23 protein-coding genes are annotated in these 25,995 nt (G+C 69.9%); 13 read left to right on the top strand and 10 right to left on the bottom strand.

Annotated features, from left to right (window positions below; translation table 11 throughout):
* The first annotated feature begins 31 nt into the window (after positions 1-31).
* The 4 genes from SPR02S_RS49090 (at position 32) to SPR02S_RS49075 (ending at position 5,505) form a co-directional block, all read left to right on the top strand.
* The gene (locus SPR02S_RS49090; protein WP_026151598.1) at positions 32-1,960 is read left to right on the top strand and encodes a phosphatase PAP2 family protein; all 1,929 of its coding nucleotides are present in this window, start codon (positions 32-34) and stop codon (positions 1,958-1,960) included.
* A gap of 92 nt (positions 1,961-2,052) precedes the next feature.
* Positions 2,053-3,777 (top strand): ArnT family glycosyltransferase, encoded by a 1,725-nt coding sequence (locus SPR02S_RS49085; RefSeq protein WP_043259035.1) that lies wholly within the window; start codon positions 2,053-2,055, stop codon positions 3,775-3,777.
* Between the two features lie 67 nt (positions 3,778-3,844).
* Positions 3,845-4,765 carry a MurR/RpiR family transcriptional regulator gene (locus SPR02S_RS49080; RefSeq protein ID WP_019064418.1) on the top strand — a complete coding sequence of 307 codons (921 nt, stop codon included), beginning with the start codon at positions 3,845-3,847 and terminating at the stop codon, positions 4,763-4,765.
* Between the two features lie 365 nt (positions 4,766-5,130).
* Positions 5,131-5,505, top strand: a complete 375-nt coding sequence (locus tag SPR02S_RS49075) for a hypothetical protein (protein WP_019064417.1) — start codon at positions 5,131-5,133, stop codon at positions 5,503-5,505.
* 267 nt (positions 5,506-5,772) lie between these two features.
* On the opposite strand, the gene SPR02S_RS49065 is transcribed toward SPR02S_RS49075, so the two are convergent.
* From SPR02S_RS49065 to SPR02S_RS49055, 3 genes are all read right to left on the bottom strand, one after another.
* Positions 5,773-6,426, bottom strand: coding sequence for a peptidoglycan-binding domain-containing protein (locus SPR02S_RS49065; RefSeq protein WP_019064415.1), 654 nt, complete (start codon positions 6,424-6,426; stop codon positions 5,773-5,775).
* Between the two features lie 87 nt (positions 6,427-6,513).
* Positions 6,514-7,356, bottom strand: coding sequence for an ATP-grasp domain-containing protein (locus SPR02S_RS49060; protein WP_019064414.1), 843 nt, complete (start codon positions 7,354-7,356; stop codon positions 6,514-6,516).
* A gap of 71 nt (positions 7,357-7,427) precedes the next feature.
* Positions 7,428-8,567 carry a substrate-binding domain-containing protein gene (locus tag SPR02S_RS49055; RefSeq protein WP_019064413.1) on the bottom strand — a complete coding sequence of 380 codons (1,140 nt, stop codon included), beginning with the start codon at positions 8,565-8,567 and terminating at the stop codon, positions 7,428-7,430.
* A gap of 178 nt (positions 8,568-8,745) precedes the next feature.
* On the opposite strand from SPR02S_RS49055, the gene SPR02S_RS49050 reads away from it, so the two are divergent.
* From SPR02S_RS49050 to SPR02S_RS49040, 3 genes are all read left to right on the top strand, one after another.
* The gene (locus SPR02S_RS49050) at positions 8,746-9,426 is read left to right on the top strand and encodes a TetR family transcriptional regulator (RefSeq protein ID WP_019064412.1); all 681 of its coding nucleotides are present in this window, start codon (positions 8,746-8,748) and stop codon (positions 9,424-9,426) included.
* A 158-nt stretch (positions 9,427-9,584) separates the two neighbouring features.
* Positions 9,585-9,998, top strand: coding sequence for a Zn-ribbon domain-containing OB-fold protein (locus SPR02S_RS49045; RefSeq protein WP_019064411.1), 414 nt, complete (start codon positions 9,585-9,587; stop codon positions 9,996-9,998).
* Between the two features lie 289 nt (positions 9,999-10,287).
* The gene (locus SPR02S_RS49040; protein ID WP_019064410.1) at positions 10,288-13,014 is read left to right on the top strand and encodes an alpha/beta hydrolase family protein; all 2,727 of its coding nucleotides are present in this window, start codon (positions 10,288-10,290) and stop codon (positions 13,012-13,014) included.
* A 121-nt stretch (positions 13,015-13,135) separates the two neighbouring features.
* Here SPR02S_RS49040 and SPR02S_RS49035 read toward each other — a convergent pair whose 3' ends face one another.
* From SPR02S_RS49035 to SPR02S_RS49020, 4 genes are all read right to left on the bottom strand, one after another.
* Complete coding sequence (locus tag SPR02S_RS49035; protein WP_019064409.1) at positions 13,136-13,603, bottom strand: DUF1003 domain-containing protein; 468 nt, start codon at positions 13,601-13,603, stop codon at positions 13,136-13,138.
* Between the two features lie 37 nt (positions 13,604-13,640).
* Positions 13,641-14,027, bottom strand: coding sequence for a PPOX class F420-dependent oxidoreductase (locus tag SPR02S_RS49030; protein ID WP_019064408.1), 387 nt, complete (start codon positions 14,025-14,027; stop codon positions 13,641-13,643).
* 10 nt (positions 14,028-14,037) lie between these two features.
* A complete protein-coding gene (locus SPR02S_RS49025; RefSeq protein ID WP_019064407.1) occupies positions 14,038-14,796 on the bottom strand; it encodes a type 1 glutamine amidotransferase domain-containing protein in 759 nt (252 codons plus the stop codon).
* Positions 14,797-15,063: 267 nt separating this feature from the next.
* Entirely contained in the window at positions 15,064-16,242 is a 1,179-nt protein-coding gene (locus SPR02S_RS49020) for a MalY/PatB family protein (protein WP_019064406.1), read from the bottom strand.
* Between the two features lie 25 nt (positions 16,243-16,267).
* Here SPR02S_RS49020 and SPR02S_RS49015 point away from each other — a divergent pair, with 25 nt between their 5' ends.
* Both SPR02S_RS49015 and SPR02S_RS49010 read left to right on the top strand, forming a co-directional pair.
* Entirely contained in the window at positions 16,268-17,281 is a 1,014-nt protein-coding gene (locus tag SPR02S_RS49015; RefSeq protein WP_019064405.1) for a hypothetical protein, read from the top strand.
* Positions 17,282-17,472: 191 nt separating this feature from the next.
* A complete protein-coding gene (locus tag SPR02S_RS49010; RefSeq protein ID WP_026151595.1) occupies positions 17,473-18,840 on the top strand; it encodes a S1 family peptidase in 1,368 nt (455 codons plus the stop codon).
* A 167-nt stretch (positions 18,841-19,007) separates the two neighbouring features.
* On the opposite strand, the gene SPR02S_RS49005 is transcribed toward SPR02S_RS49010, so the two are convergent.
* The gene (locus SPR02S_RS49005; protein ID WP_019064403.1) at positions 19,008-19,193 is read right to left on the bottom strand and encodes a hypothetical protein; all 186 of its coding nucleotides are present in this window, start codon (positions 19,191-19,193) and stop codon (positions 19,008-19,010) included.
* 99 nt (positions 19,194-19,292) lie between these two features.
* Positions 19,293-20,453 carry an ROK family transcriptional regulator gene (locus tag SPR02S_RS49000; RefSeq protein WP_026151594.1) on the bottom strand — a complete coding sequence of 387 codons (1,161 nt, stop codon included), beginning with the start codon at positions 20,451-20,453 and terminating at the stop codon, positions 19,293-19,295.
* A 170-nt stretch (positions 20,454-20,623) separates the two neighbouring features.
* Here SPR02S_RS49000 and SPR02S_RS48995 point away from each other — a divergent pair, with 170 nt between their 5' ends.
* From SPR02S_RS48995 to SPR02S_RS48980, 4 genes are read left to right on the top strand one after another with little or no spacing between them, the layout of a single operon-like run.
* Positions 20,624-21,541, top strand: coding sequence for a carbohydrate ABC transporter permease (locus SPR02S_RS48995; RefSeq protein WP_019064401.1), 918 nt, complete (start codon positions 20,624-20,626; stop codon positions 21,539-21,541).
* Between the two features lie 15 nt (positions 21,542-21,556).
* Entirely contained in the window at positions 21,557-22,513 is a 957-nt protein-coding gene (locus SPR02S_RS48990; protein ID WP_019064400.1) for a carbohydrate ABC transporter permease, read from the top strand.
* 10 nt (positions 22,514-22,523) lie between these two features.
* On the top strand, positions 22,524-23,867 hold the full coding sequence (locus SPR02S_RS48985) for an ABC transporter substrate-binding protein (RefSeq protein ID WP_026151593.1): 1,344 nt from the start codon (positions 22,524-22,526) through the stop codon (positions 23,865-23,867).
* A gap of 58 nt (positions 23,868-23,925) precedes the next feature.
* On the top strand, positions 23,926-25,125 hold the full coding sequence (locus SPR02S_RS48980; protein WP_019064398.1) for a Gfo/Idh/MocA family protein: 1,200 nt from the start codon (positions 23,926-23,928) through the stop codon (positions 25,123-25,125).
* Positions 25,126-25,181: 56 nt separating this feature from the next.
* On the opposite strand, the gene SPR02S_RS48975 is transcribed toward SPR02S_RS48980, so the two are convergent.
* A complete protein-coding gene (locus SPR02S_RS48975) occupies positions 25,182-25,880 on the bottom strand; it encodes a L,D-transpeptidase family protein (protein WP_026151592.1) in 699 nt (232 codons plus the stop codon).
* Positions 25,881-25,995 lie beyond the last annotated feature (115 nt).

Below are 25,995 nucleotides of genomic sequence, written 5' to 3'. Positions count from 1 at the left end.
ATCGGCCGTAGAACTCAAGAGAGGCTCACCCATGCCGTCACCCGCCGGGCAGCGCACGAACGCCGTTCGACCCGCCGTGAACAGACGTGGTTTCCTCAAGACCTCGCTCGGCGCCTCGGCCGCCGTGGTCGCCGCGCCCACGCTGGTCAGCTGGCTGGCCGCCGCGGACGCCAAGGCCACCACGGTCCCGCTCGCGTTCGTCGACGACTACAAGACGAACGTCATCGCGAACCTGACGCCCGAGACCAACGCCGTGGTCCGGGTCCTCGGCGGCATGGCGCAGATATGGAAGACCGGCGCCGCCTGGAACACCGGCACGCCGCTCCGCCCGGACATCCTGCGCGCCAACGTGCGGTACTGCGTCGACCTCACCACGCACCGCACCGAGGCCGAGGCGAAGGAGGCGTTCCTCTACGACCGCCAGCACCAGAGCTACGCGATGATCGCGGGCCTGGGTCCGCTGGCCGACCTGTACAAGTCCGGTGCCCTGGCGGTCACTTCGATCACCAGCGCCCCGGACGGCACGCCCGCCACCAAGATCGACGACGCCGTCCCGGCCGACGCGCCCGCCGGTTCCGCGCTCGGCGCAGGCTCGCACGACTCCGCGCTCGGCAAGGTCGCCGAACTGGTCGACACCCTGCGCGGCAACTACGCGTCGGGCAACCCGGGCAAGTACGCCTACCAGTACCCGCGTCCGTACCGCATGAACGAGAAGAACGAGGTCGTCGACACCGGCAAGGTCGACGCGCTCGGCTTCCCGGTCTACGACTCGAAGGTGGTCGTCGCGCCCCAACTCCTGCGCCAGCGCAGCACTTCACCGGTGGACGACGGCGGTTTCCCCAGCGGCCACACCAACGCCTTCCACCTGGCGGGGCTCGCCTACGCGTACGCCGTACCGGAGCGCTTCCAGGAACTGGTCACCCGCACCTTCCAGTTGAGCCACACCCGGATCATGGCCGGCATGCACTCGACGGTCGACGTGATGGGCGGCCGCATCATGGCCACCGCGCTGGCCGCCGCCACGCTCGCCGACCCGGCCAACGCCACGCTCAAGGCGGCCGCACGCGCGCAGGCCCTCGCCTACTTCGAGGCGAAGACCGGCACGACGGCGGACACCCTGTACGCGTACGCCCACTCGGCGACCACCGCGACCGACCCGTACGCGGACCGGACCGCCAACTCCCGTCTGGTGAAGCCCAAGTTCACCTATGTGCTCACCCGCAGCGGCCGTGACAAGCCGCTGACCGTGCCGAAGGGCGCGGAGGTCCTGCTGGAGACCCGGCTGCCGTACCTCGACGCGGCGCAGCGGCGCGAGGTGCTGCGGACCACCGCGCTGCCGTCCGGCTACGTCCTCCTCGACGGTTTCGAGCAGTGGGGGCGCCTCAACCTCTTCGCGGCGGCGGACGGTTACGGCTCCTTCGAGTCCGACGTCGTCGTCTCCCTCGACGCGGCGGCCGGTGGCTTCGGTGCGGCCGACGCCTGGCGCAACGACATCGACGGCTGCGGCGGTCTGACCAAGGAGGGCACCGGCACGCTCACCCTGACCGGGCACAACGCGTACACCGGCGGGACCGTGCTCAAGTCCGGTGCGCTGGTGGCCGGTTCGGCGCACGCGCTGGGCCACGGTGACGTGAGTGTGCTCGGCGGTGCGCTGCGGGTCTCGGAGTCCGTGCAGATCCACGGCGCGTACGCCCAGCAGTCCGCCACCCTTGAGGTCAAGCTCCGCTCGGGTCACCAGCCCGCCGTCGAGGTCACGCGGCGCGCGACGCTCGGCAAGGGCAGCGCGCTCTCCCTGCGGTTCGACGCCGAGCACCCGCCGATCGCGGGCTCCACGGTGCGGGTTCTGAGCGCAACCTCGCTGCGCGGCCAGTTCGACAGCATCACGCTGAACTCGGACAAGCTGCGGGCCGTACCGGTGTATACGGCGGAAGGTCTGTCGGTACGACTCCTGAAGCGGTGACGCCCCTGGTGGCGGGAGCGATGCGACAGTAGGGCCATGACCCGGCTCCGCCTCGCTCCCGCCACCCCGTGGCCGGCCTCACCGCAGGGCGGATGATGGCGCGCGAACAGCACTCGGTCCTCGACCCCGACACGCTCGACGACGGCGGTGGCGGGGACTCGCCGCCGCGCGCCGGCGGCTCGCGGTCGGCACGCCTCTACGCCGGGCTGCGGCGCCGTAAGCGATGGCTGTTGCCCCTCCTCGTGGTGGCGCTGCTCGCGCAGATGGCCGCCGTGATGATCACTACGGCCGTACAGCAGACACCGACCATCGACGAGCCGGTGTACGTGGCCACGGCCACCGTCTATCTCCGCGAGCACAGCCTCGACTACAACCCCGAGCACCCGCCCCTGGGGAAGCTGGTGATCGCCGCCGGGATCGCCCTCGCCGACCCGCACTTCGACACCAACTACAAAGGTGACCAAGGCGAGTTGGGCCGCCATCTGCTGTACGCGTCGGGCAACGACCCCTGGCGGCTGATGTTCTGGGCGCGGCTGCCGGTGATCGTACTGACCCTGCTGTTCGGGCTGGTCGTGTTCGCGTTCGCCCGTGAACTCGTGGGCCCGGCACGGGGGTTGGTGGCGCTCGCCCTGTACGCGTGCTCGCCCGATGTCGTCGCACACGGCTCGCTGGCGACGCTCGACGTACCGCAGGCCGGCTTTCTGCTGACGTCGGTGTGGCTGCTGTGGCGGGCCAGGCGGCGCCCGTTCCTGTACGTCCCGCTCGCGGGGGTGGCGCTCGGTGCCGCCGTGGCGACGAAGATGAGCGCGCTGCCCGCCGTACCGGTGCTGATGCTCCTGGCCGTCGTGTCGGTGTGGTCCGCCCGCCGCCCGGCCGACCGCGACTCCAGGCGACGTGCGTTGGCCCTCGGGGTCGCGGGCGCCGCTGCGGTCGCGGTGGTGACGGTCGCCGTCGTATGGGCGTCGTATCTCTTGGTCGATCCGCACCTGCGGTTCACGTCCACGGAACCGGTGCCCGTGATTCACGGGCTGCGCGGGCAGTTGGTGGATCTCATGCCGTTCCCGCGTGCGTTCCGGGACGGGATGCTCATCCAGTTCGGCATGGAGGACTACCCGTGGCAGGGCTTCCTGTTCGGGCACCTCTACACCGGGTCGCACTGGTACTACCTGCCGGTGGCCCTGCTGGTGAAGACCCCGCTCGGCATGATCGCACTGTGGGCGGCGGGTGCCGTCGCGGTCGTGGCGGTACGGCGGCTGCGGCCCGCGGCGCCGTATCTCCTCGTGCCCACGGCCGTGTTGCTGGCCACGGCGATGGACGGCTCGCGGGACTTCGGCACGCGCTACGCGATCTTCGTGCCGATGTTCCTGGCGGTCGCGGCGGCCTGTGTGCCGGCGCTGCGGTCGTGGTGGCGGTGGGCTCCGCTGTCCACGGGCCTGCTGGTGGCGTTCGTCGCGGTGAGTTCGCTGCGGACGTTCCCCTACTATCTGCCGTACTCCAACGAGGCGTTCGGCGGTCCGTCGAAGACCTATCTGCGGCTGCACGACTCCAACGTGGACTGGGGGCAGGATCTCGGCCGCCTCGCCGACCGGCTCCACGAGCGGTACGCGGGCGAGCGGGTCTGGCTCGTCTACAAGGGCAGCGGTGTGCCGTCGTACTACGGCATCGAGTCGTCCGATCCACGCAAGGTAGGGGTGCACGGGCTGCTGGTCGTCTCGGACACCTCGATCGACAAAGCCCGGGGAAAACTGGCCGAGTTGATCGACAGCAGTCGTCCGATCGATCAAGTCGGTCATTCGATCACGATCTACCGGCGGTGATCACCCTCTGGTCACAACGCTCCGTGAGCTATGTTCAGTGGCTGTGGGAGACAAAGGAAGCGCACCGGTGCCATCGCCGCAGCAGGCACGCGCCCAGGCATCCGTGATCACCTCGGGAAAAACCGACCCGGAAGTCGGCGCGGCACCGACGTCCCAACTCCGAGAACTCTTCGACGGGCCACGCCTGTCGCCGGGCCAGCGGCGCATCGCCCAGTACCTGATCGAGCACATCACCGAGGCGGCGTTCCTCTCCATCACCGACCTCGCCGAGCGCGTCGGCGTCAGCCAGCCCTCGGTGACCCGGTTCGCCGCGGCGGTGGGTTTCAGCGGTTACCCGGCGCTACGGGAACGGCTGCAGGCGATCGCCCTGCGCACCCTCGCGGGCGGCCCGGCGGCCGAGGAGAACCGGAGCAACGAACTCCAGGCCGCGGTCGACGCCGAGATCGCGAACCTGGAGAACCTGCGCCGGGACTTCGCCGACCCCGACCGGCTGATCGAGGTCGGCCGCGAACTGTCCGCGTCCACCCCGCTCACCGTCCTCGGCCTGCGCATCTCCGTCTCGCTGGCCGAGTACTTCGCGTACGCGGCCCGCCGCATCCACCCCGATGTGCGGCTGGTGACGCGCGGCGGCAGCGTCGCCTACGACGCGATCCTGCAGTCCCGCGAGGCGGGCGGCACCTGGCTGCTCGCCTTCGACATGCCCCGGCACGCGCACGAGACGCTCACCACGCTCCGGGTGGCGCGCAGCGCCGGGCTCAAGGTGGCCCTCGTGACCGATCTGGCGCTCGGCGCGCTGGCCGACGAGGCCGACGTCACCTTCGCCACCGGCACCGGCTCCCGCCTGGTCTTCGACTCGTACGCCGCGCCCGGCGTGATGGCCTCCGCCCTGCTCCAGGCCATGACGGACGCCGATCCGGAGCGGACCCAGGCCCGCCTGGAGGACTACGAGCAGATCGCCGAGCAGCACCAGTTCTTCATGCGGGACTGACCCACCACTCCCCCCTCATACGAACTCGAACTGGGATGATTCCGCCCATTTCGCGTATGAATGTTTTCATACGCCTTGCAAAGAAGACGGCATATATAAATACTGCTCACGGATCGCACCCGCCCCGAGAAAGCCCGGTCCGCCCATGCGCACCTCCGCTCGACCCGCCGCGCCGGCGACACCTGCTTCCCGGGGCCCTCGCACGGGCACGCCCAGCCGCCGTCTCCTACCCGCGTCGGCGCCGGACGTGTTCGGTCGGGCATCGCTTCCGCGAGCGCCCAGGGCGGCCCCGGTCATCCCCTGGGCCGGGGCCGCCACCCACCGTCGACCCACCCCCGCGACGCCGCACACCGGGAAGCGATGACATGCAACTCACCACCACGCGCATCAGCCAGGACTGGCCCTGTCAGGTCAAGACACCCGGCAGCTACGACTGGGAGCGCTCGGCCGCCAAGTGGCTGCGCGAGCTGGTGCCGGCCCGCTACGCCAGCTATCCCGCGTTCATCCGCCACCCCGTGCTGCTCGCCCGCCACGCACAGATCCAGGTCCAGCACGAGATCCGGGTGGCCCGGACCGCCCTGCAGACCGCGCGGGCCGACCTGCCCGGCATCGGCCTGCCCGAGTCGGTCATCGAGCACACCATCAAGCTGTACGCCGCCGAGGTCCTCCAGCTCCAGCACATCGCGCGCAGCGTCCGCGCGGTGACCGAGGCGCTGGTCGGGCACAGCACAGGACGCTGACCGCACCGCCGGTGGAGTTCAGTCGTCGTCGCGGTGCCGCCAGTACCAGAACGCGCCCACGACGAGGGCCAGCAGAAGGACTCCGGGCAGGATCAGACCAGGAACGCGGGAGCCGCTCATCGGCGTGGTCTTCGGTTCGCAGCGGGCACGACACCGCCGACCTGCGGCGCCGCGCTGTCCATGATGAGGCTCTACGGCCCCACCACCACCGACTTTCCGCAGGCCTTGCCCCGCGTTCGAAACCCCGAATACTCGAAACCCGGTCGCCTACTGGCCGTCGTCGAGGGTCGTCCGCGACTCCAGGTCCTTGCGGGTGTCGTCGCCGTACACGCCGTTCTCGTCGCCCCGGATGCCGTACCAGAGCTGGAAGCGGGCGACCGCGGCCGTGAGGGTCGCGTCGTACTGGCCGCTGGTGGAGCCGTTCTCGTAGACGTTGGGGATGCGCAGGAGCCGCTGCTCCAGCTCCTTCACCTCGGCACCGCTGTCGCCTTCGCGGAGGGTGCCGGCGCCGTCCGGATCGGCCGTCGCGCCGACCGTGGCGGACGCCACCGGGGTGGGTGTGGCGACCGGCTGGGCCGTGCTGGCCTCTCCCTTGCCGGGCAGCAGGAGAGCACAGGCGAAGCCGACCAGCGCGGCGGCGCTCACCCCGACCACGACCGCGGCCCGGCGCAGACCGGGCCCGAAGAAGCCTGTGGTGGTCGGCAGCGGGCGCGACTCACTCGGTACGGGCGGCAGTTCCTGTGTCTCGGCCTCGGAGCCGAAGATCGGCCTGGGCACCGGCACGGACTCGAAGACGGAGGAGTCCCGGCGGGGCTCCCGCATCAGCGCCGCGAGATTGTCGGAGCGGCGGCGGCGCAGAACTCGGGCGGGTTCCAGGACCGGGCCGCCGGGCGACGATCCCGGTTCGGACGGTGTAGACACACTGCTCTCCTTCCGTTCCGCGCGCACGGACTTCCACCATCCCCCTGGAGAGATACGCGCGCACGGCCGCCGGAGTTCAGCTCGACCTCATGCTCGCGCGAACCGGTGCAGAGCCGCCTTCAGCGCGGCGACGAAAGCGTCCCGCCGCGTGTCGTCGAGCGCCTCCAGGGAGAGGTACGGGTTCAGGTCCTCCAGCTCGACCAGGAGCAGCCGGCCGTCGGGCGCCCGGCAGGCGTCGACGCGCTGGATGCCGTGGTCGATGCCGTTCCAGTCGATGAACCGCTGCGCGAACTCCAGGTCCGCGGGGGCGGGTTCGTACGGTTCCAGCTGCCAGCGCTTCTCGGTGTCCGGGGCGTAGAGGGCGTACTGGAAGTCGTGGTCGACGAAGTAGAAGGACACCTCGTACGAGAAGTCGACGCACGGCTGGATCAGGACGCTCCCGTCGGCCAGGGCGGACAGCCGGTCGGCCTCGACGATCTCCAGGCCGATGGAGTCGGCGCCGAGTTTGGGCTTGACCACGTAGCGGTCGGTGCGGGGCAGCAGGTCCAGGTCCTCGACGCGGTCGACGGTCGGGATGACCGGGAACCCGGCGGCGCTCAGGTCGAGGAGGTACTGCTTGCCCGCCATGTCCGCGCGGCCCGTCAGCTGGTTGTAGACCCGGGCACCGGTGCGGAACGCGCGCTCGCGGAACCCGTCGTACTCGGCCTGGTACCCGAGGACGGGACCGCTGTTGCGGACCACGACCACGTCGAAGCCGTCGATCAGCGCGGCCGCGTCCAGCGGATGACACAGCGCCAGGTCGAAGTCCTCGCGCAGCCGGGAGGTCAGGTCGATGTCCTCGTCGCAGTAGCGGCGCCCGCGCGCGGGGTACGTCAGGTCGGTGACGTACAGGATGCGGGGACGGGGGCGGGGGCGGGGTATGGAGGGCATGCCGGTTCTCCTTGGTCGAGGGCGTTCACCGAGAGCGTTCGCCCGGAATGATCAAAACGGTCGGCCCGTGGTCAATGGGCGAGCGTTTTGGCTCCGCAGGACGAGCGGATCCTCAACTCGGGGAGGAGTTCGACGTGTTGACGCGGGGCCGGCCGGCGTCCACTGCCGCGCTCGGCGAGCCGTTGCAGGAGGAGTTTCGCGGCCGCCTCCCCCACCGCTCGCTTCGGCGGGGCGACGGCGGTGAGCGGTACGTCGGCGAGCGGGGCGACCTCGTCGTCGTAGGCGATGAGCGCCAGGTCGTCCGGGACGCGGATGCCGCGCGCCTGGAGTCGGGGGGCGAGCACGATCGCGTCCTCGTCGCTGTGCACGAGGGCGGCGGTGACTCCGCGCTCGCGGACGGCGTCGACCAGGTAGTCCACGCTCGAGTCGTAGTCGCCGTGTTCGCGGACGGACGGGGCACCCCGCGCGTGGTCGAGACCGAGGGAGCGTACGGCCGAGTCGTAGCCCGCGCTGATCTGCGCGGCGTGCGGGCCCTCCTGGAGTACCGCGGTGATCCGGTGGTGGCCGAGGGCGGCGAAGTGGCCGACGGCGACCGCGGCTCCGTGGGCGCGGTCGGTGCGCACCCGGTCCAGGGCCGCGGCGGGGTTGCCGGGCGGGGCGGAGCGTTCGACCAGGACGGTGGGTACGCCTCGGTCGAGGAGCCACTGTTCCTGGCCGCCGACGGGGACACCGCCCGACCAGCTGGGCGCGACGAGCAGCCCTTCCGCGCCGCCCGCGAGGAGGTGCCCGGCCTGGACGGCGTCCTCCGTGTCGACGTATCCGGACACCCCGAGCACCAGTCGGCCGCCCTGCGCTCCCACGGCCTCGCGGGCGCCGCGCACTATGTCGGCGAAGAGCGAGGCGGTGGTCGGCACGATCATTCCGATCACGACGCCCTCGGCGGACTCGGCGGATCCGGTGGATGGGGTGGACGCGGTGGACTCGGCCGACTCCTGTCGCGCCCGCGGTCCTACGGTGCTCACGCCGCCCGGCCACACCACCGCGCCGTGCAGCCGGTGCACCCGGCCCTGGCCGGCCAGCGCCTCCACGTCACGCCTCAAGGTGACGGCGGAGACGCCGAGTTCGGCCGCGAGGTCGGCGACCCGCAGGCTGCCGCGCTCGCGGACGAGTTCGAGCACCCGTTCATGGCGCTGGTCGACGTGCGGTCGCATGGGTCCCCCTGAAGGTGAAACTGGTCGCGGTCACTCTATGCGGCGGATCGTATCGATCGTTTTGATCACATCGATCACTCCAGATCCACGAGGGGACTCAGTTCCCTCCTTGGAGCGCACTGAGTGCCATCCGGGTCGGCCTGGTGCTACGTTCCCGTCCATGAGCTCCAAGCCGCCCATGCGGGACGCCCTGGTGGCGGCCGCGTTCCAGTTGTTCCTGGAGCGGGGCTACGAACAGACCACCATCGACGACATCGTGGCGCTGGCCGGGGTGGGGCGGCGGTCGTTCTTCCGCTACTTCCCGTCCAAGGAGGACGTGGTCTTCCCCGACCACGAACGCTGCCTGGCCGACATGACGGCCTTCCTCTCCTCCGGCGGCGACGAACACGAACCCGTCCGCCGGGTCTGCGACGCGGCCCGGCTCGTCCTGCGCATGTACAACGAGAACCCGACCTTCTCCGTGCAGCGTTACCGCCTCACCAAGAAGGTGCCGGGGCTGCGCGCGTACGAGCTGTCGGTGGTGTGGCGCTACGAGCGCGCCCTCGCCGACTATCTGCGCGGGCGCTTCGCGGGCCGGCCGGACGGGACCCTCCAGGCGGACGTGATCGCGGCCGCCGTGGTCGCGGCGCACAACAACGCCCTGCGTTCCTGGCTGCGTTCGGACGGGCAGCGCGACGCGGGCGCCGAGGTGGACCACGCCCTGGGGTATGTGCAGTCCGCCTTCGGACACCCCCCGGTGCGGCCCGTCGGCGAACTCCAGGAGCAGCGCCCGGAGGACGTCGTGGTGGTCGTCTCCCGGCGCGGGGCCCCGATGTGGCGCGTCGTCCAGGAGATCGAAGCCGCGTTCGGCCGCGACTGAACCGGAAAAACGGAAAAGTCGAGGGTACGCAGTATCTTTACGGCTGGCACTGAGTGCCATACGCTGTGGCCGTGCACGGTGGCACGGCGAGCCGCGCACATGCGTGCCCGGCTAGGCCGCGCGCGCGGGATTCCGGCCGAGCGCAGGGAGTTGACAGCGTGTACCACCACTCAGGATTCGCGACCCGTCCGGTAGTCGGCTCCCTCGCGGGCGTGCTCGATCCACCCGCCACGGACGGGGCCACCATTCTCTTCCAGCGCTGCACCTGGTGCGGCACCGCCATGTACCACCGGCTGCTGTGCCCGGTCTGCCAGGGCGGCGACCTGCGCACGGAGCGCAGCGAGGGCACCGGCACCGTCCGGCACTCCACGGTCGTGCACCGCAACACCCCCGCCGCGCGCAATGTGTCGCTGATCGAGATGGCCGAGGGCTTCGTGGTGCGCGGCCGGGTCATCGGCCCGCCCATCGGCATCCACAGCGGCGACCGCGTCCGGCTCTCCACGGCCAAGGACCCGGTGCGCGGCGAACCCGTCTTCCAACTCCTCGACGAGCCGTACCGCGCCTGGCACTGACGGCCCCGAACCGGCCACAGCGGCCGACCCGTCGGGCACCGACCGGCCTCGATCTGCGGGCGGTTCCTGAACGGCCGTAGCGCGCAACCGAGTTCGAGCCCGCCCGACGAAGATCGGCCGAATCCTCCTCCACAGGCAACCCATAGGCTCCGCTTCTCGTCCTCCGGGGCGCGAGAGGCTCCCGTGACCAACGGGGCGCCTGAGCCTGGGGTTCGAGGAGGAGAACACATTGTTCCGTGCCCGGCGAATATGGGTCACGGCCGCGGCGGTGCTCGCGGTGGCGGGAGGGATGTCCGGGTCGGCGCAGGCCGCGCCACCGTCGGACACCGGACCGTTCACGGCGACGGCAGCGGCCAACGACGGTACTCTCCCGCCGGGTTGGCGGATCACCGGGAAGGGCTCCGCACAGCAGTTGGTCTGGCGCTCGGGCACGCGGGTGCCCATGGGGGACGCACGCGTCGAGTTCCACGCCGGGGGCCAACTCCTCGGCGTACCGAGACCGGCGAAGGACGGGCGGACGTTCCGGCTCGGCCTCGGTGCCGTCGCGCCTCAGAAGCTGACGGACCTTCAAGTACTGGCCGCAGGGCGCCGGTTGGACACCACGGGTGACAACAGCGGCTCCACCGACGGACGTTCACAAGCCGCCGCGCAGCCCACCGCCCCGCTCCCGGCCGGCGCGATCGACCCCGGCAAGCCGGGCACGTACCGTACGACGACCGGCGAGTACACGCTCAACTCGGTTCGTCTGCCCGGGTATCCGCAGCCGATCGAGATGCAGGCCGTCGTGGTCGCACCGAAGGGCGCCACCGGCAAGCGCCCGCTCGCGCTCTTCCTGCACGGCCGTCACTACACCTGCTACAAGCCCGGCACCGAGGACATCACCGGCGACTGGCCCTGCCCCACCGGCCTGAAGTCGGTCCCGAGCTACCGGGGTTACCTGCGCGACCAGCAACTCCTCGCCTCCCAGGGCTATGTCACGGTGTCGATCTCCGCGAACGGCATCAACGCCCAGGACGCCGATGCCGAGGACGCGGGCGCGCAGGCCCGTTCCTCGCTGGTCCGGCTCCACCTGGCCCACTGGGCCGACTGGTCCGCCCACCCGCAGACGGCACCGCCGGTCGTGCGGAACGCGCCCCGGGCCGACCTCTCCCGCGTCCTGCTGGTCGGCCACTCGCGCGGTGGCGAGGGCGTCAACCGCGCGGCGATGGACAGCCTCTACCCGCCGCCGGCCGCCCAGGACGGCTACCGCGGCCCGGTCCGCTGGAAGATCCGCGGCACGGTCCTCATCGGCCCGACGATCTTCGGCCAGAACCCGGTGGCCGACGTGCCGTCGGTGACGCTCCTCCCTGGCTGCGACGGTGACGTCTCCGACCTCCAGGGCGAGGTCTACGTCGACGGCACACGCGGGGTCAGCAAGGGAACCGCCCTGCACAGCGCGGTCTATGTCGAGGGCGCCGACCACAACTTCTTCAACACCGAGTGGACGCCCGGCCAGGCCGAGGCGCCCGCGTCCGACGACTTCTACGACGACCCCGACCAGCGGGACGCGGTGTGCTCACCGGGCGCCGCGACCCGGCTGACCGCCGACCAGCAGCACAAGGCCGGCTCCACCTACATCGCCACGGCGGCACGGCTGTTCATCGCCGGTGACGACCGGGCCCGCGAGCTGCTCGACGGTTCCGGCCGCCGGGCGCCCTCCGCCGACCCCGCGCGCGTCCTCACCCACGCGGTGGGCGCGAACCGTGGTGCCGGGTTCCTGCCCGACGGTCAAGTCACCGTCTCCGGCGGCAAGTTGTGCGCCGCGGTGGACCCCGACCCGGCCGTCGCCTGCCTGAGCGACGACTCCAAGGGCAGCTCGCCGCACTTCGCGCAGTGGGAGGCCACGAAGGAGGTCGGCCGCCGCGCCGTCGCGCTGCGCTGGTCCGCGGCCGGTTCGAAGGTGACGGTCCGTCCGAACAAGCCGGTCTCCGTCAGCGGCGCCAAGAGCCTCGCCCTGCGGGTGATCGTGCCGCCCAACACCACCGGCACCCAGCTCGACGTGTCCGTGACGGACACCGCCGGCCACCGCGCGACCCTCGGCCGGGTCCGCGTCGACGGCCTCCCCGGCACCCAGCGCACCGCCTCCTACTGGGCCCGCGAGGTCCGCGTACCGCTGGCCGCCGCCGCGCACGCCGGACTCGACCTGCACCGCATCAAGTCCCTTGACCTGACCCCGCGTTCGCGCTCCGGCCAGGCCTGGCTGATGGACGCCTGGGCCTGGCACCCGGGCACTCCGGCTGCCACCTCCGCCCCGCTCCCCCGCGTCGACATCGGCCGCCTCGCCGTCAAGGAAGGCAACTCGGGCGTCAAGACGTACCGCGTCCCCGTCCAGGTCACCGGCCGGGGCAGCGGCCAGGTGCGGCTCTACGTCGGCGACCCGGCCACCGGCCGGGACACCTCACGGCTGGTGACGGTACGGCCCGGCGCCAACTCCATCGACGTACCGGTGAAGGTGGCGGGCAACACCCGCTTCGACTACGGCGTCCAGCACGACATCTTCGTGAAGGCGGTGCACGGTGCGGTGGTCGGCGCCCATCGCGGTGGGGTGACCACCGAGAACGACGACCCGATGCCCACGTTCACCGTCACGCCGATCGCCGACCGGGTCACCGAGGGCCAGCCCCTCAAGTGGAAGGTGACGCTGTCCGCGGCCGCCGACGTGGAGCTGAACCCGTCGTTCCTCGTCCAACCGGTCGCCGCGGGCCCGGAGTTGTCGACCCTGGACGTCAACCCGCAGTGGCTCAGCGAGAATTCCGGTGAGGAAGCCGCGCCGGAACGCCCGCTGTCCAAGGTGCTGGGCCTGTTCCTCTGGACGTCCGTCCCGCCGGGGCTGCTCAGCGGGGAGATCAGCGTGCCGACGATCACCGACCAGGTGACGGAACAGCCCGAGTCCGTGCGGTTCCTGGGCGTGGACGAGAACGGCGACCCGCAGAGCGGCGGACCGGAACTGACCGGCACGGTGCTCGACGCGCCGTAGCGGAAAGTCGTAGCCGAATGTCGTAAGAGAACGTCGCACGAAGTGAAGGGGCCGCAGCGCGAAAGCTGCGGCCCCTTCCTCATGCGACTGCATCGTGCGACTGGCTACATCGTGCGGGTGCTCAACTCGGCTTCTGTGTCCCGCTGTTCATCTTGGCGCGGTTCTCGGTGAGGAGTTCCTGGACGCGTTGTTCGACCTCGCGGGGGTCGAGGCCGAGCGCGGCGCCGATGTGGGCCGACCAGACCTCGGAACGGAGGTTGGTCTCGAAGTCGAGGTCGGCGCGGACGTTCTCGCGGGCCGCCTGGCGGTTCTGGCTCACCATGACGAAGGTCGACAGGAAGATGGCCTCCAGGCTGACGATCATCGTGAGCAGCCCGTACGGGTACGGGTCGAATATCCCGGCCCGCCCGAGTAGCCCTTCGTTGAGGGCGATCCAGACGGCGAACCACAGCGCGTGGATGTAGACGAAGAGCATGGTGCCGGCGAACGCGGTGATCGCGTCGGCGACCCGGTCCTGGGTACTGCGCATCCGCGCGAAGACGACCCGCTCCTGCCGCAGCGGCAGCTCGGCCGGGTTCAGCGGGTCCACGGAGGCTCCCTGTGTTCGGTGGTCGAGGGGATGGTCGTCAGGGCGCGAGCGTCACGCGGATGCCGACGGTGCCGTCGAGCCCGCGGCGCAGTCGGCTGCCGAGGAGCGTGATGCGCCCGGTGAGGCCGTACTTGCGGGTGATCAGCTTGCGATAGCGGGCGGTGGTCTCGGCGTCGCAGATCTCGGCGGTGCCGGGGACCTGGTTGCCGGTCGGGTTGCCGCGCAGGTCACAGGGGCCGACGAGGACATCGGCGCGGGCCCGGATGCGCTTGACCTTCCAGGAGTCGGCGACCGTCCAGACACCGAGTGTCTCGCCGTCGCGCACCACCCACACCGGGGTGGCGACGGGGGAGCCGTTCTTGCGATAACTGGTGATCAGCAGGTACTGGCTCGCACCGAGCCGGTCCAGCGGGGTCTCGTCCATGGTCGGCAGTCTAAGCACCCGACGCTTCTCGAAGGAGATCGAGATACCGGCGGGCGAACAGGTATGCGTCGCCGGGCCAGCGCGCCGACAGGTAGCTGCCGTCCCGTACGACGAACGCGTGCGTGTCGTCGCTCGAGGTGCCGCGCCGGGTGAGCTCCTTGGGCCCGCGCTCGAACTGTGCGCCCGGATCGTCGAGGGCGGCCCGCACCTCGTCCTCCACGTAGGCGGGGTAGGTGCGGTAGTAGCGGCCGAGGCGCCAGGCGGTGGTCAAGTAGGCAGTACGTTCCATGTACTTGGGGAGACAGGTCGTACGGCGTCCGGCGATGACGCTGCGGCCGGTGTCCGGGTCGCCGGTACGCGCCAGCACGAGAACGCCGTGGCAGATGGCGCCGACAGGCCGACCCGACTTCCAGAACTCCCCGACTGCGGCCTGCAGTTCAGGCGACCCCAGGTACTGGCGCATACTGGGCGCGTGTCCCCCGGGCAGCAGCAGCCCGTCGAAGCCGGTCACGTCAAGGTCCGCCCACGCGACGGTGGCGCTGAACTCCGGTGCGGCGGTGAGCTGTTGGTAGAACCGCTTGGGTTCGTCCTCGGCACCGAGTTGCCCGAAGAGAACGCCGGTCAGCAACCGGGGGTCGGCGGCGGGCCGGGTCCCGGCCCGCTCGGTGGCGAACACGACCTCGTGCCCGGCATCGGTGAGCAGCCGCCAGGGCACAGCGACCTCGGTGACGTCGAAGTCCCGGTCGGGGACCGGCATCAGCACGCGCATGGGGCCATCATGGCAGCCCGGGTGGGTGTCCATGACAGCGCGGCCGGGCGGGTCACTGAGGTGCCACCGGCACGCCCCGTACGACGGGGGCCACGTGACGTGCTCCGGCGCCGTACTCGACGCGGCACGACGACCGCCTCACCCCCAGCACCGTCGCCGTACTCACCGCGGCACGCCTGGGCGGCTCGCCCCAGCACGGTTACCCCCACCCCAGCACCAGCGCCACGCTCAACGCACCACGCCCACCCGGATAACCGAAACGCCCCCTCACCCCAACGCAACCCCCATCCGCCGCACCGCCTCCGCAATCACCTCCGGCGACGTCGCCAAATTCAGCCGTACATGCCCAACTCCCCCCGTCCCGAAGTCGATCCCGGGACTCACCGCCACCCGCCCCCGCTCCAGGAAGACCCCCGCGGGATCATCACCGAGGCCGAGCGCACGGCAGTCCAACCAAGCGAGGTAAGTAGCCTCGGCAGGGCGGTAGCCGATCGCCGGCAGATACTCCGCGAGCAGGTCCGCGAGGAGCCGCCGATTGTCGTCGAGGCCGGCCAGCAGCGCGTCCAGCCACCCCGTGCCGTCGCGCAGCGCGGCCGTGTGGGCGATGACCCCGACGTGACTCGGGCCATGGCCGACCTCCTCCGGAAGCCGGGCCAGGTCGGCGGCCGACGCAGGGCCCGCGACCGCGAGGGCCGCCTTGAGCCCAGCCAGGTTCCACGCCTTCGACGCCGACATCAGCGACAGACCGCTCTCCGCGCCCGGCACGCTCAGATACGGCACGAAGTTCGCGCCCGCGGCGACGACCGGCGCGTGGATCTCGTCGGCCACCACCCGCACGCCGTACCGCTCGGCGAGGGCGGCGACGGCGGCCAGCTCGTCGGCGGTGTGCACCGTACCGGTCGGGTTGTGCGGGCTGCACAGCAGATACGCGGCCCGCCGCCCGCCCTCGACCGCCCGTCGGAACGCCTCCTCCAGCGCACCGAGGTCGATCCGCAGATCCGCCCCCAGCGGCGCCTCCGCCACCCGCCGGTCCATGTGCCCCACGAACTGGAAGAACGGCGGATACACGGGGGGATTCACCACCACTGCATCACCGGCACCGGTCACCAGCCGGAGCATCTCGACGACGCCCAGCATGACGTCCGGCACGATCCGCGTGCGCTCCACGGCGAGCCCGTCCCAGCCCCACCGCTTCTCCGCGAACCCGGCCAGCGTCTCCGCGTACGCCGTACCGGCGGGATAGCCGGTGTCCCCCAGCGCGAGCGCGTCCGTGACCGCGCGGACCACCGGTTCCGCGAGCGGTACGTCCATCTCAGCCACCCACACGGGCAGCACGTCCTCCGGATACGTGCGCCACTTCATGCTCGTACGGTGGCGCAGGCGGTCGAGCGTGAGGGCGCGCAGGGGATTCGGTTCACCGGACGTGTCCTGCGGGATGCTGGTCATGAGGCTCAAGATAGGGGGATGTGCGATGACCGGGAATCCTGAGAACGGCGCCCTGATGGAGATCGCCTGCGACGAGTCCGGCTCGGACGGCGAGAACCTCACGGGCGGGAACACCGACGTCTTCGCCCATGCGAGCGTGCGGCTCCCCGTGGAGACCGCCGCCGCGTACGTACAGGAGATACGGCACCGGATCCGCTCGCCGGCGACGGAGTACAAGGCGAACCATCTGCTGCGGGACAAGCACCGCGCGGTGCTGGAGTCGTTCCTCGGGCCCACCGGACCACTGCGCGACGGCAACGCCCATGTGCATCTGCTCGAGAAGACGTTCTTCGTCGTGAACCGCGCCGTCGACCTGCTGCTCGGCGAAGACGGGGACGGAAACGGGGACAGGGACGGCGAAGGCCCCGAGGCGATCACCCTGTTCCAGGAAGGACCCCGGACCTTCGGCGAGCGCGACTGGCGGGACTTCCTCACCGCCTCCAACCAACTCCTCCGCGTCAGGAACGACAACGCGGCGACCGTCCCCACCGACGTCTTCTTCCGTACGGTCGACGCCCTGCGCGACGCGTACTCCGGTACGACCGCGGGCGTGATCGTCGGGCGGCTCGCGACGGCCCGGTCCCGGTCACGCGCCGAGTCCTACCGGGAGCGGATGCGGCACTCCCCCGTGCTCTTCCCCGTCCTCAACCCCCTGCTCCCGGCGATCGTCAGCACGGCCCGGTACTGGCTCGCCGAGGGCCGGTCCGTCCGGCTGGTGCACGACCGGCAGAACATGCTCACCCCGGAGCGGATCGCCTGGATCATGGAGGCGGCCCCACTGAGCGACGTACAACTCGTCGCCGCCCGGTCCGACGCGCGGGTGCAGCTGGCCGACTTCCTCGCCGGCATCGCCCGCAAGCTCGCCTCGGACGAACTGAACGGCCGCGGCGACCCGGCCCTCACCGCGCTGCTCCGCCCGTACGTCGGCACGGATTCCGTCTGGGGCGACGAGGGCAGCGGGCTCCGGCTGGGCGCGGCCGAGGCCAACTCGGCGGTGTAGAACGCCCGTTGGACACGTGGCCCGAAGCCGTTCCGCCACCTGATTGCCCATCCGATCCGCTGCCCGATCCCCCATCCGATCCGCCCTCTGGTGAACGCGACGGCGCCGGGCCACGTATGGAGGAAGGGCACTCAACGACCGGAGCGCCCCGCGGTGTTCCGCACCGCACGATCGGGGTTCGGGAGCCAGGCATGAGGCACGCACGACGACGGGTCATCCGGCGAGTTACACGGTTGGCGGCCGTCGGCGGACTCCTGCTGGGAGGTGCCATGGTCACCCAGGCGGCCATGGCCAGCGACTCTTCCGGCACGTCCGCCGCCACGCTCAGCGCGCCACAGACACCCGCGGACAAGGGTTCCGCTCTGGCGGCGAAGCTCGGTTCGGCCCGTACGGCGGGCAGTTGGGTCGACACCGGCGGCCGTACGGTCGTCGCGGTGACCGATGCGAAGACCGCGGCCGAGGTGACGAAGGCGGGCGCCGAGGCGAAGGTCGTGCGGTACAGCATGAACGAGCTGAACTCGGCTGCCGGCACGCTGAGTTCGGCGCCCAAGGTGCCGGGCACCGCGTGGGCGATGGACTACCGAAACAACCGGGTGCTGGTCGAGGCCGACAGCAGCGTCTCCACCACCGCCTGGACGGCGATGACGAAGGTCGCCAAAGCCATCGGCGCCTCGGTCCAAATGCAGCGCACGCAGGGCAAGTTCACGACCCGGATCAACGGCGCGCAGCCGATCCTGTCGACCGGCGGGCGCTGTTCGGCGGGCTTCAACGTGACCGATGGAACGAACGACTTCATCCTCACGGCCGGGCACTGCGGCCCTGTCGGGTCCATCTGGTTCGCCGACAACCAGGGCGACACCCAGTTGGGCAAGACGGTCTCCGACAACTTCCCCGGCAGTGACTTCTCCCTTGTGCAGTACGCGAGTGGTTCGGCGGGCGAGGGCGCGGACGTCGTCGCGATCGGCAACGGCAGCGGCGTGACCATCACCGGCCTGGCCGACGCGGCCGTGGGCGAGAAGGTGTTCCGCAGCGGCAGCACCAGCGGGCTGCACGACGGCGAGGTGACCGCGCTCAACGCGACGGTGAACTACCCGGAGGGCACGGTCACCGGTCTCGTCCAGACCACGGTGTGTGCCGAACCGGGCGACAGCGGCGGCCCGTTGTTCGCCAACGGCATCGCGCTGGGCGTGACGTCCGGCGGCAGCGGTGACTGCACGGCGGGCGGTACGACGTTCTTCCAGCCGCTGACCAAGGCGCTGGCCGCGCTGAACGTGAAGCTGCTGGTGGCACCGAAGACTGCCGCGTCACCCGCGCCGTCCGCCTCGGCCGCCGGGAGCGGGGCAGCCGCCGGTGCGGCCACGCCCGGCACCTCGGCGCCCGCGACGAACACCACATCGGGGTCGACGACGCTGGCGTCGCGGCTCACGGACCCGAAGAACGTGGGTCCCGGTCTACTGGTGATCGCGGGAAGTCTGATCGCGCTGGTGGCGACGCGCTGGATCCGCGCGGAGCAGGACCGCAAGGCGTTCCAGCGGCACTACTCGGCGATGTGGGGCTGATCACTCAAGGGAGTGCGACGGGGGGCGAGTGCCACGGGGGATACGGGGCCGGTCGGGCCGACAGAGGCGCGGCCGGCTGGACCGGTGGCCGGGGGTCACGAGGAAGGCCGGGCGGCGGGATACCGAATACCGACAACGACACCTGCGTCGGTCGACAGCGGTGACGCTCAGGCCGCCTCGGCCGACTGGGGAGCCGCGGCGGCCCACTCCATCACAAGCCGTCGGTACTCCTCGCGCTGTTCGACGCTCAGTGTCCCGCCCGATCGGTGCCACAGGGCCCTGATCTCCTCGTTGACCTCGGCTGCCGATCGCTCGGTGGCTGATTCAACGCTGGTGGACATGGTGTGAAGCATACGTCGCCCAAGGTGAAGGCGATGTGAGTAATCGCGAGCGAACCGGACATATCGGACCGTGTTACTGATCACGTCATCTGTCAAGCCCCGTAACGCAATTCACACTTCGGCCACACCCAGCACCAGCACCTGGATCGCCAACACCGCCGCGCCACGCGCCCAGTCGTGGAAGTCGGACACCTTCGTCTCCACGTCGAGCGGGGCGGCCAGTGGATGCCGGTGGGCGCGGAGCGTGTCGTCCACCGTCTTGCCGGCCACGTCGATCAGGCCGACGCCCTCACCGGCGAGCAGGATCTTCTGCGGGAGCACGAAGTTGGCGATCTGGGCGACCAATGTACCCAGCGCGCGGGCCGCTTCGTCGATGACGCGGGCAGGCATGGGCTCACCGGCGGCGGCGCGGGCGAGGATCTCCTCGTAGGTGAGGTCGAGTCCGGTGGCGGCCCGGATCTGGTACCGGATGCTGGGGATGGTCAACAGCGAGACGGCGCTGCCGCGTTGACCGGCGGGGGTGATCGGGCCGTTGGGGTTCAGGATCCAGTGGCGGCCGAACCCGCGGTCCTCCTCCGCGTACGGCACCCGCTTGCCGCCGAGGACGAGGCCGTAGCCGATGCCCGCGCCGATGGTGAGGACGACGAAGCGGTCGAGGCCGCGCCCGGCGCCGAACCAGGTCTCGGCCTCGACGAGAGCGGCCACGTCGTTCTCGACGACGACCGGCAACCCGGTGCGTTCTTCGACGAGTTGGGCCAGCGGGACGTCGCTCCACTGCAGGAAGGGCGACTCCCCCACCACGGCACGGTCCTGCACGAGTCCGCCGACGCCGATACCGATGCCGGTGAGCGTGCGGAACCGGGCGGTGATCTCGCCGGTCATCTCGCCCAGCAGATCGGCCACTTGAGCGGGGTCGTGAGTGGTGAGCGGCCGGTCGAGGCGGGCGACGATCTCGCTCCGGAGGGTGGTGACGACGCCGTAGACCATGTCCTCGGTGACCTTGAAGCCGAGGAAGGTGCGGGACTCGGCGACCACGTCGAGGGGTTGCGAGGGGCGGCCCTGACGGACCTCGGCCGGGCTACCGCCGTCGGGGACCTCGACCAGCAGGCCGGATTCGATCAGCGGCTTGGTGAGGCGGGTGAGGCTGCCCGCCGAGAGGTCGAGCCGGCGCGTGAGGTCGGTGCGCGACAGCGGGCCGTGGACGAGCACCTCGATCGCCACCGAGCGTTCACCGGGGCTTAGCGGCTGCCAGCTGGCGGCACGTGTGGTCATGAGGGTCACACTCCCACAGGTCTCTTTCTTTCACCATGGAAGTAACACGACCACTCTACGACCGAGATCCGGCAAAGAAAAGACCCACGCACAGCTATTGACGCCTGGATTCTTTCGTGACGAAAGTAAGTGGCCCGAGGACGAGCCGTCGTAGACAAGGGAGTCTCCAGATGACCATCGCCTCAAGCAGTCCCCCGACCCGCAGGCCGCGGGCCCGTGAAGACGGCGGCGACGGTCGGCTCGCGGCGGTCTTCATCGCCCCCGCCCTGCTGGGCTTCCTGGTCTTCCTGCTCTGGCCGACCCTGCGCGGTATCTATCTGAGCTTCACCCGCTTCAACCTGCTGACGCCGGCGAAGTGGGTGGGCCTCGACAACTACGACCGGATGGTCCACGACCCCATCTTCTGGTCGTCGTTGAAGGTCACCGTCGAGTACGTGCTCATCAACATCGGTATCCAGACGGTCACGGCCCTCGCCGTCGCCGTGCTGCTCCAACGGCTCACCCAGTCCGCCCTGTTGCGCGGGATCGTGCTGACGCCGTACCTGATGTCGAACGTCGTCGCCGGCATCGTCTGGCTGTGGATCCTCGACACCCAGCTCGGCATCGGCAACGAGATCATCGGCGGGCTCGGCTTCGACCACATCCCCTTCCTCGCCGACAAGACCTGGGCGATCCCGACGATCGCCCTGATCAACGTGTGGCGGCACGTCGGCTACACCGCGCTGCTGCTGTTCGCCGGGCTCCAGGCCATCCCGGGCGACATGTACGAGGCCGCGAAGGTGGACGGCGCGAGCGAGTGGCGCATGTTCTGGCGGATCACGATGCCGCTGCTGCGGCCGGTGCTGGCGGTCGTGCTGATCATGACGGTGATCGGTTCGTTCCAGGTGTTCGACACGGTCGCGGTGACCACCGCGGGCGGCCCGGCGAACGCGACGAACGTCCTCCAGTACTACATCTACGGCTCCGCCTTCGGACGCTTCCAGTTCGGCTACGCGTCCGCGATGTCCGTGGCCCTGCTGATCGTGCTGAGCGCGATCACATTCCTCCAGTACCGGCTCACCCGCGCCGGCCAGACCGACCTCGGCTGACCGGAAGGAGTCGACATGGCCACCCTGACCACCACACCCAATGTGCCCAACACCCCTACGCCCACGGCAAAGCAGGAGGTCGTACGGCCGCCCCGGCCCCGGCCCTCCGTCGGCAAGGTCGCCGCCTGGGTCGCGATGGCCGCGATCATGCTGATCACCCTGCTGCCCTTCTACTGGATCCTGCGCACCGCGCTCTCCACCAACACCGGGCTCGCCGCCCACCCCTCGGACCCGCTGCCGGTCGACTTCACCACCGGCGGTTTCGAACGGGCCCTCGGCCTCCAGTCGACCAAGGAGGCGATCGCACAGGGCGGTTCGGGCGGCGGCCTCAAGTTCTGGCGCTATCTGCTCAACTCAGTGGTCGTCTCGACCCTGGTCACCGTCTGCCAGGTGTTCTTCTCCGCGATGGCCGCCTACGCCTTCGCCCGCCTCCGCTGGCGCGGCCGGGACCGGATGTTCGGTCTCTTCCTGGCCGGACTGATGGTGCCGGCCATCTTCACCCTGCTGCCGAACTTCGTCCTCATCAAGCAACTCGGGCTCGTCGATACCCTGTTGGGGATCGCGTTGCCGACGATGTTCATGACGCCGTTCGCGGTGTTCTTCCTCAAGCAGTTCTTCATGAACATCCCGCGCGAGGTCGAGGAGGCCGCCCTGCTCGACGGCGCGGGCAAGGTCCGGGTCTTCTTCCGGGTCCTGCTGCCGATGGCGTCCACGCCGGTCCTCACCCTGGGCGTGCTGACGTACATCACGTCCTGGAACGACTACTTCTGGCCGCTGATGGTGTCGTACAGCGACAGTTCGCGCGTGCTGTCGGTGGCGTTGGCGATCTTCCGCTCGCAGACCCCGCAGAGCGGCTACGACTGGTCGGGCCTGATGGCGGCGACCCTGATCGCCGCGCTCCCGATGCTCGTGCTCTTCGGGGTGTTCGCGCGCCGCATCGTGAGTTCCATCAGCTTCACCGGAATCAAGTAAGGGGCAGGGCATGCGATTTCGTACGGTCATGGCATTGACCGGGGCGCTCGCGCTGTCCCTGACGGCGGGCTGCGCGAAGGGCGACTCCGTGGGCTCGGCCTCGGACACGGTGACGTACTGGCTGTGGGACGCCAACCAACTCCCCGCCTACCAGGCCTGCGCGAAGGGTTTCGAGCAGCAGAACCCCGGACTCAAGGTGAAAATCACCCAGTTGGGCTGGGCCGACTACTGGACCAAGCTCACCGCGAGCTTCATCGCGGGCACCCAGCCGGACGTGTTCACCGACCACATCCAGAAGTTCGGCCAGTTCGCCGACCTGAAGGTGCTCCAGCCGCTGGACGACCTCGACATCGACGCGTCGGCCTATCAGCCGGGTCTCGCCGCCAACTGGCAGGGCCAGGACGGGCATCAGTACGGCACGCCCAAGGACTGGGACACGGTCGCCCTCTTCTACAACCAGAAGATGGCCAAGTCGGCGGGCCTGAGCGCCGATCAGCTCAACAGCCTCTCCTGGAACCCGACGGACGGCGGCACCTTCGAGAAGGCCATCGCCCACCTCACCATCGACAAGAACGGCAAGCGCGGCGACGAACCGGGCTTCGACAAGCACCACGTCAAGGTGTACGGCATGGCCACCGGGGGCGCCGGCGACTCCGACGGGCAGACGACGTGGAGTCCCTTCACCGCCTCGGCCGGCTGGAACTACACGGACAAGACCCGCTGGGGCACGAAGTACCAGTACGACAGCAAGACCTATCAGTCGACGGTCAAGTGGTACTTCGGTCTGGCGAAGAAGGGCTATCTCGCGCCGTTCACGGACTACAGCGACGGCGCCAACCCGCCCAACGTCCAGATCGCGGCGGGCAAGGCGGCGACCGCGTTCGACGGCGCCTGGATGATCTCCACGTACGCCGCGGCCAAGGGCATCAAGATCGGCACCGCGTATACCCCTACCGGTCCGACCGGGAAACGGGCGACCATGATGAACGGACTGGCCGACTCGATCACCAAGAACGCCCCCAACAAGGCGGGCGCACGAAAGTGGGTGACCTATCTGTCGTCGAACAACTGCCAGAAGACGGTGGGGAGTTACGGCATCGTCTTCCCCGCGACCCCGGACGGCACGAAGGCCGCCGTCGCCGCCTACAAGAAGAAGGGCATCGACGTCACGGCCTTCACGCGGCCGGTCGCCGACAAAAAGGACTTCTCCACCTTCTCCTTCCCGATCACCAACTACTCGGCGGACGTGTACGCGTTGATGCGCCCCGCCATGCAGGACGTCTACGCCAATGACGCACCGGTGAGCGGCCTGAGCAAGACCAACAAGCAGATCAACTTCATCCTTGGTCAGTGACTCATCGGTCGACGACTCATGAGTCAGCGAAAATCTCGTCAGAGAAGGACACGCACCTATGACGTTCTCCCTCGGCATCGTCGGAGCAGGCCAGTTCTCGGGCCAGTTCGCCAGACTGTTCCAGGCCCACCCGGGCGTGAGTGAGGTCTATGTGACCGACCTCCTGCCGGAGCGGGCGGAGCAACTGGCCGCCGAACAAGGGCTGGCGGGCACTTTCCCCTCCTACGAAGCGATGCTGGACTCGAAGGCCGTCGACGCCGTCGCGATCTTCACCCAGCGCTGGACGCACGGCCCCCTGGTCCTCCAGGGGCTCGGCGCCGGCAAGCACGTGTACTCCGCGGTCCCCATGGCGATCAGCACCGAGGAGATCGCGGCGATCATCGACGCGGTCAAGGCGACCGGACTGACGTACATGATGGGCGAGACCAGCCAGTACAACCCGGCGACCGTGCACGCCCGCAACCAGATCGCGGAGGGCGCCTTCGGGCGGATCTTCTACGCCGAGGGCGACTACGTCCACGACATGGATCTGGGGTTCTACGAGGCGTACCAGTACAGCGGTGGCGAGGGCTGGAAGGCCACCGCCAGCTATCCCCCGCTGCTGTACCCGACACACTCGGTGGGCGGGGTGCTCGGCGCGTGGCAGACGCACGCGGTGAGTGTGTCGGCGATCGGTGTGGTCGACGAGCGCGGGGACGGGGTCTTCGACAAGGAGGTCAGCCAGTTCGGCAACGACTTCTCGAACGCCACCGCGCTGTTCGAGGTCGCGGGCGGCGGTTCGTTCCGTACGAACGAGTTCCGGCGGGTGGGCTATCCCTCGCAGATCCGGGAGTCGCGTTTCCGGTTCTTCGGTACGGAGGCGAGCATGGAGCAGCTCGCGACGGTGGCCTTCTGGCAGGACAAGAAGGGGGTGCAGGACATCAGCGAGCTGCTGGAGCCCAAGCCCACCATGTCTCCTGACGATCCGTCACTCCAGCACATCGCGCCGGATCTCCGGGCCGCCTTCACCTCGGGCTCGGCGCCGGTGCACGACCGGTCGCGGCTCCCGCGGGAGTTCGACAACCTGCACAACGGCCATGAGGGCAGCCACCACTTCCTGGCGGACGACTTCGTGACCGCGGTCAACTCCCGCACCCTGCCGACCGTGAACGCGTGGGTCGCGGCCCGCTACACCCTGCCGGGTGTCATCGCGCACGACTCGGCACGGCAGGGCGGGGCGAGGCTGGAGATCCCGGACTTCGGGGACGCGCCCGAGTAACTCGGCTGTCACGCAAGCCGGGTGACCGAATGTCAGGTCCCCGGCTTGCGGCTGTATCAGGTACCCGGCTTGCGGCCGTAGACGAAGACGTCGTCGCCGTTCTTCAGCAGCGACCAGTACTTCTTGGCGGTGGTCTTGGTCATGTTGACGCAGCCGTGCGAGCCCGGCGGGTTCCACATGCTGAGGCCGACCGAGTGGAAGGCCTGGCCACCGTCGAAGAACTGGCTGTACGGCATGGGCACGTTGTAGATGTTCGAGACGTGGTCGATGTCCCGCCAGTAGATCTTCTTCAGACCGGTGCGGGTCTCGTAGCCGTTGCGGCCGGTGCGCACCGGGACCGGGCCGTAGACGAGCCGGCTGCCGTCCTGGATCCAGCTGATCTGGAGCGTGAGGTTGACGCAGGCGATCCGGCCCTTGTTGGTCGGGCACTTGCCGGCCGCGTTGGGCTTGTTGCCCACGGCCTTCTGCTTGTTCATGAGGTCCATCACGCCCCAGGTGACGGACCCCGCGTAGCCGATGTTCGGCGTGATGCCATGCTTGGTCTGGAAGGCCTTGATGGCCTTGCAGTCGGCGGCGGACTGCTTCCCGTCGACCGGCCGGCCGAGGAACTTCTCCACCTGCTTCTGGTACGGCCCCTTCTGCGTCGTACAGCTCGTCGCCGCCTGCGCCGGAGCGCTGCCCAGCGCGAGCGTGAGCGGTGCCACCAGCCCGGTGATACCGAGCACCACGGCACCTCGTCTGCGTATGTCCCCCATGTCGAACCCTCCCCCTCAGCAAGAACTGCGATCTCTGCCACCTAGACCGGAGTATGGCGGTCGAGGTTGTAGCCCGGGTCACGCTGCGACGAAACGGTGACATTCCTCGCTCGAC

Source organism: Streptomyces prunicolor NBRC 13075, assembly GCF_000367365.1.
Classification (GTDB): Bacteria; Actinomycetota; Actinomycetes; order Streptomycetales; family Streptomycetaceae; genus Streptomyces; species Streptomyces prunicolor.
The sequence above is the reverse complement of the archived record's forward strand: the minus strand, read 5'-3'. Positions and strand labels throughout refer to the sequence as shown.

Bases quoted from the DNA above. Each gene is read 5' to 3' on its own strand.
- SPR02S_RS49060 (WP_019064414.1), bottom strand. From the start codon at position 7,356: ATGCCCTCCATACCCCGCCCCCGCCCCCGTCCCCGCATCCTGTACGTC.
- SPR02S_RS49040 (WP_019064410.1), top strand. From the start codon at position 10,288: ATGTCCGGGTCGGCGCAGGCCGCGCCACCGTCGGACACCGGACCGTTC.
- SPR02S_RS49085 (WP_043259035.1), top strand. From the start codon at position 2,053: ATGATGGCGCGCGAACAGCACTCGGTCCTCGACCCCGACACGCTCGAC.
- SPR02S_RS49000 (WP_026151594.1), bottom strand. From the start codon at position 20,453: ATGACCACACGTGCCGCCAGCTGGCAGCCGCTAAGCCCCGGTGAACGC.
- SPR02S_RS49010 (WP_026151595.1), top strand. From the start codon at position 17,473: ATGAGGCACGCACGACGACGGGTCATCCGGCGAGTTACACGGTTGGCG.
- SPR02S_RS49015 (WP_019064405.1), top strand. From the start codon at position 16,268: ATGACCGGGAATCCTGAGAACGGCGCCCTGATGGAGATCGCCTGCGAC.
- SPR02S_RS48980 (WP_019064398.1), top strand. From the start codon at position 23,926: ATGACGTTCTCCCTCGGCATCGTCGGAGCAGGCCAGTTCTCGGGCCAG.
- SPR02S_RS49005 (WP_019064403.1), bottom strand. From the start codon at position 19,193: ATGCTTCACACCATGTCCACCAGCGTTGAATCAGCCACCGAGCGATCG.
- SPR02S_RS49055 (WP_019064413.1), bottom strand. From the start codon at position 8,567: ATGCGACCGCACGTCGACCAGCGCCATGAACGGGTGCTCGAACTCGTC.
- SPR02S_RS48975 (WP_026151592.1), bottom strand. From the start codon at position 25,880: ATGGGGGACATACGCAGACGAGGTGCCGTGGTGCTCGGTATCACCGGG.
- SPR02S_RS48985 (WP_026151593.1), top strand. From the start codon at position 22,524: ATGCGATTTCGTACGGTCATGGCATTGACCGGGGCGCTCGCGCTGTCC.
- SPR02S_RS49020 (WP_019064406.1), bottom strand. From the start codon at position 16,242: ATGACCAGCATCCCGCAGGACACGTCCGGTGAACCGAATCCCCTGCGC.
- SPR02S_RS48990 (WP_019064400.1), top strand. From the start codon at position 21,557: ATGGCCACCCTGACCACCACACCCAATGTGCCCAACACCCCTACGCCC.
- SPR02S_RS49050 (WP_019064412.1), top strand. From the start codon at position 8,746: ATGCGGGACGCCCTGGTGGCGGCCGCGTTCCAGTTGTTCCTGGAGCGG.
- SPR02S_RS48995 (WP_019064401.1), top strand. From the start codon at position 20,624: ATGACCATCGCCTCAAGCAGTCCCCCGACCCGCAGGCCGCGGGCCCGT.
- SPR02S_RS49090 (WP_026151598.1), top strand. From the start codon at position 32: ATGCCGTCACCCGCCGGGCAGCGCACGAACGCCGTTCGACCCGCCGTG.
- SPR02S_RS49030 (WP_019064408.1), bottom strand. From the start codon at position 14,027: ATGGACGAGACCCCGCTGGACCGGCTCGGTGCGAGCCAGTACCTGCTG.
- SPR02S_RS49025 (WP_019064407.1), bottom strand. From the start codon at position 14,796: ATGCGCGTGCTGATGCCGGTCCCCGACCGGGACTTCGACGTCACCGAG.
- SPR02S_RS49075 (WP_019064417.1), top strand. From the start codon at position 5,131: ATGCAACTCACCACCACGCGCATCAGCCAGGACTGGCCCTGTCAGGTC.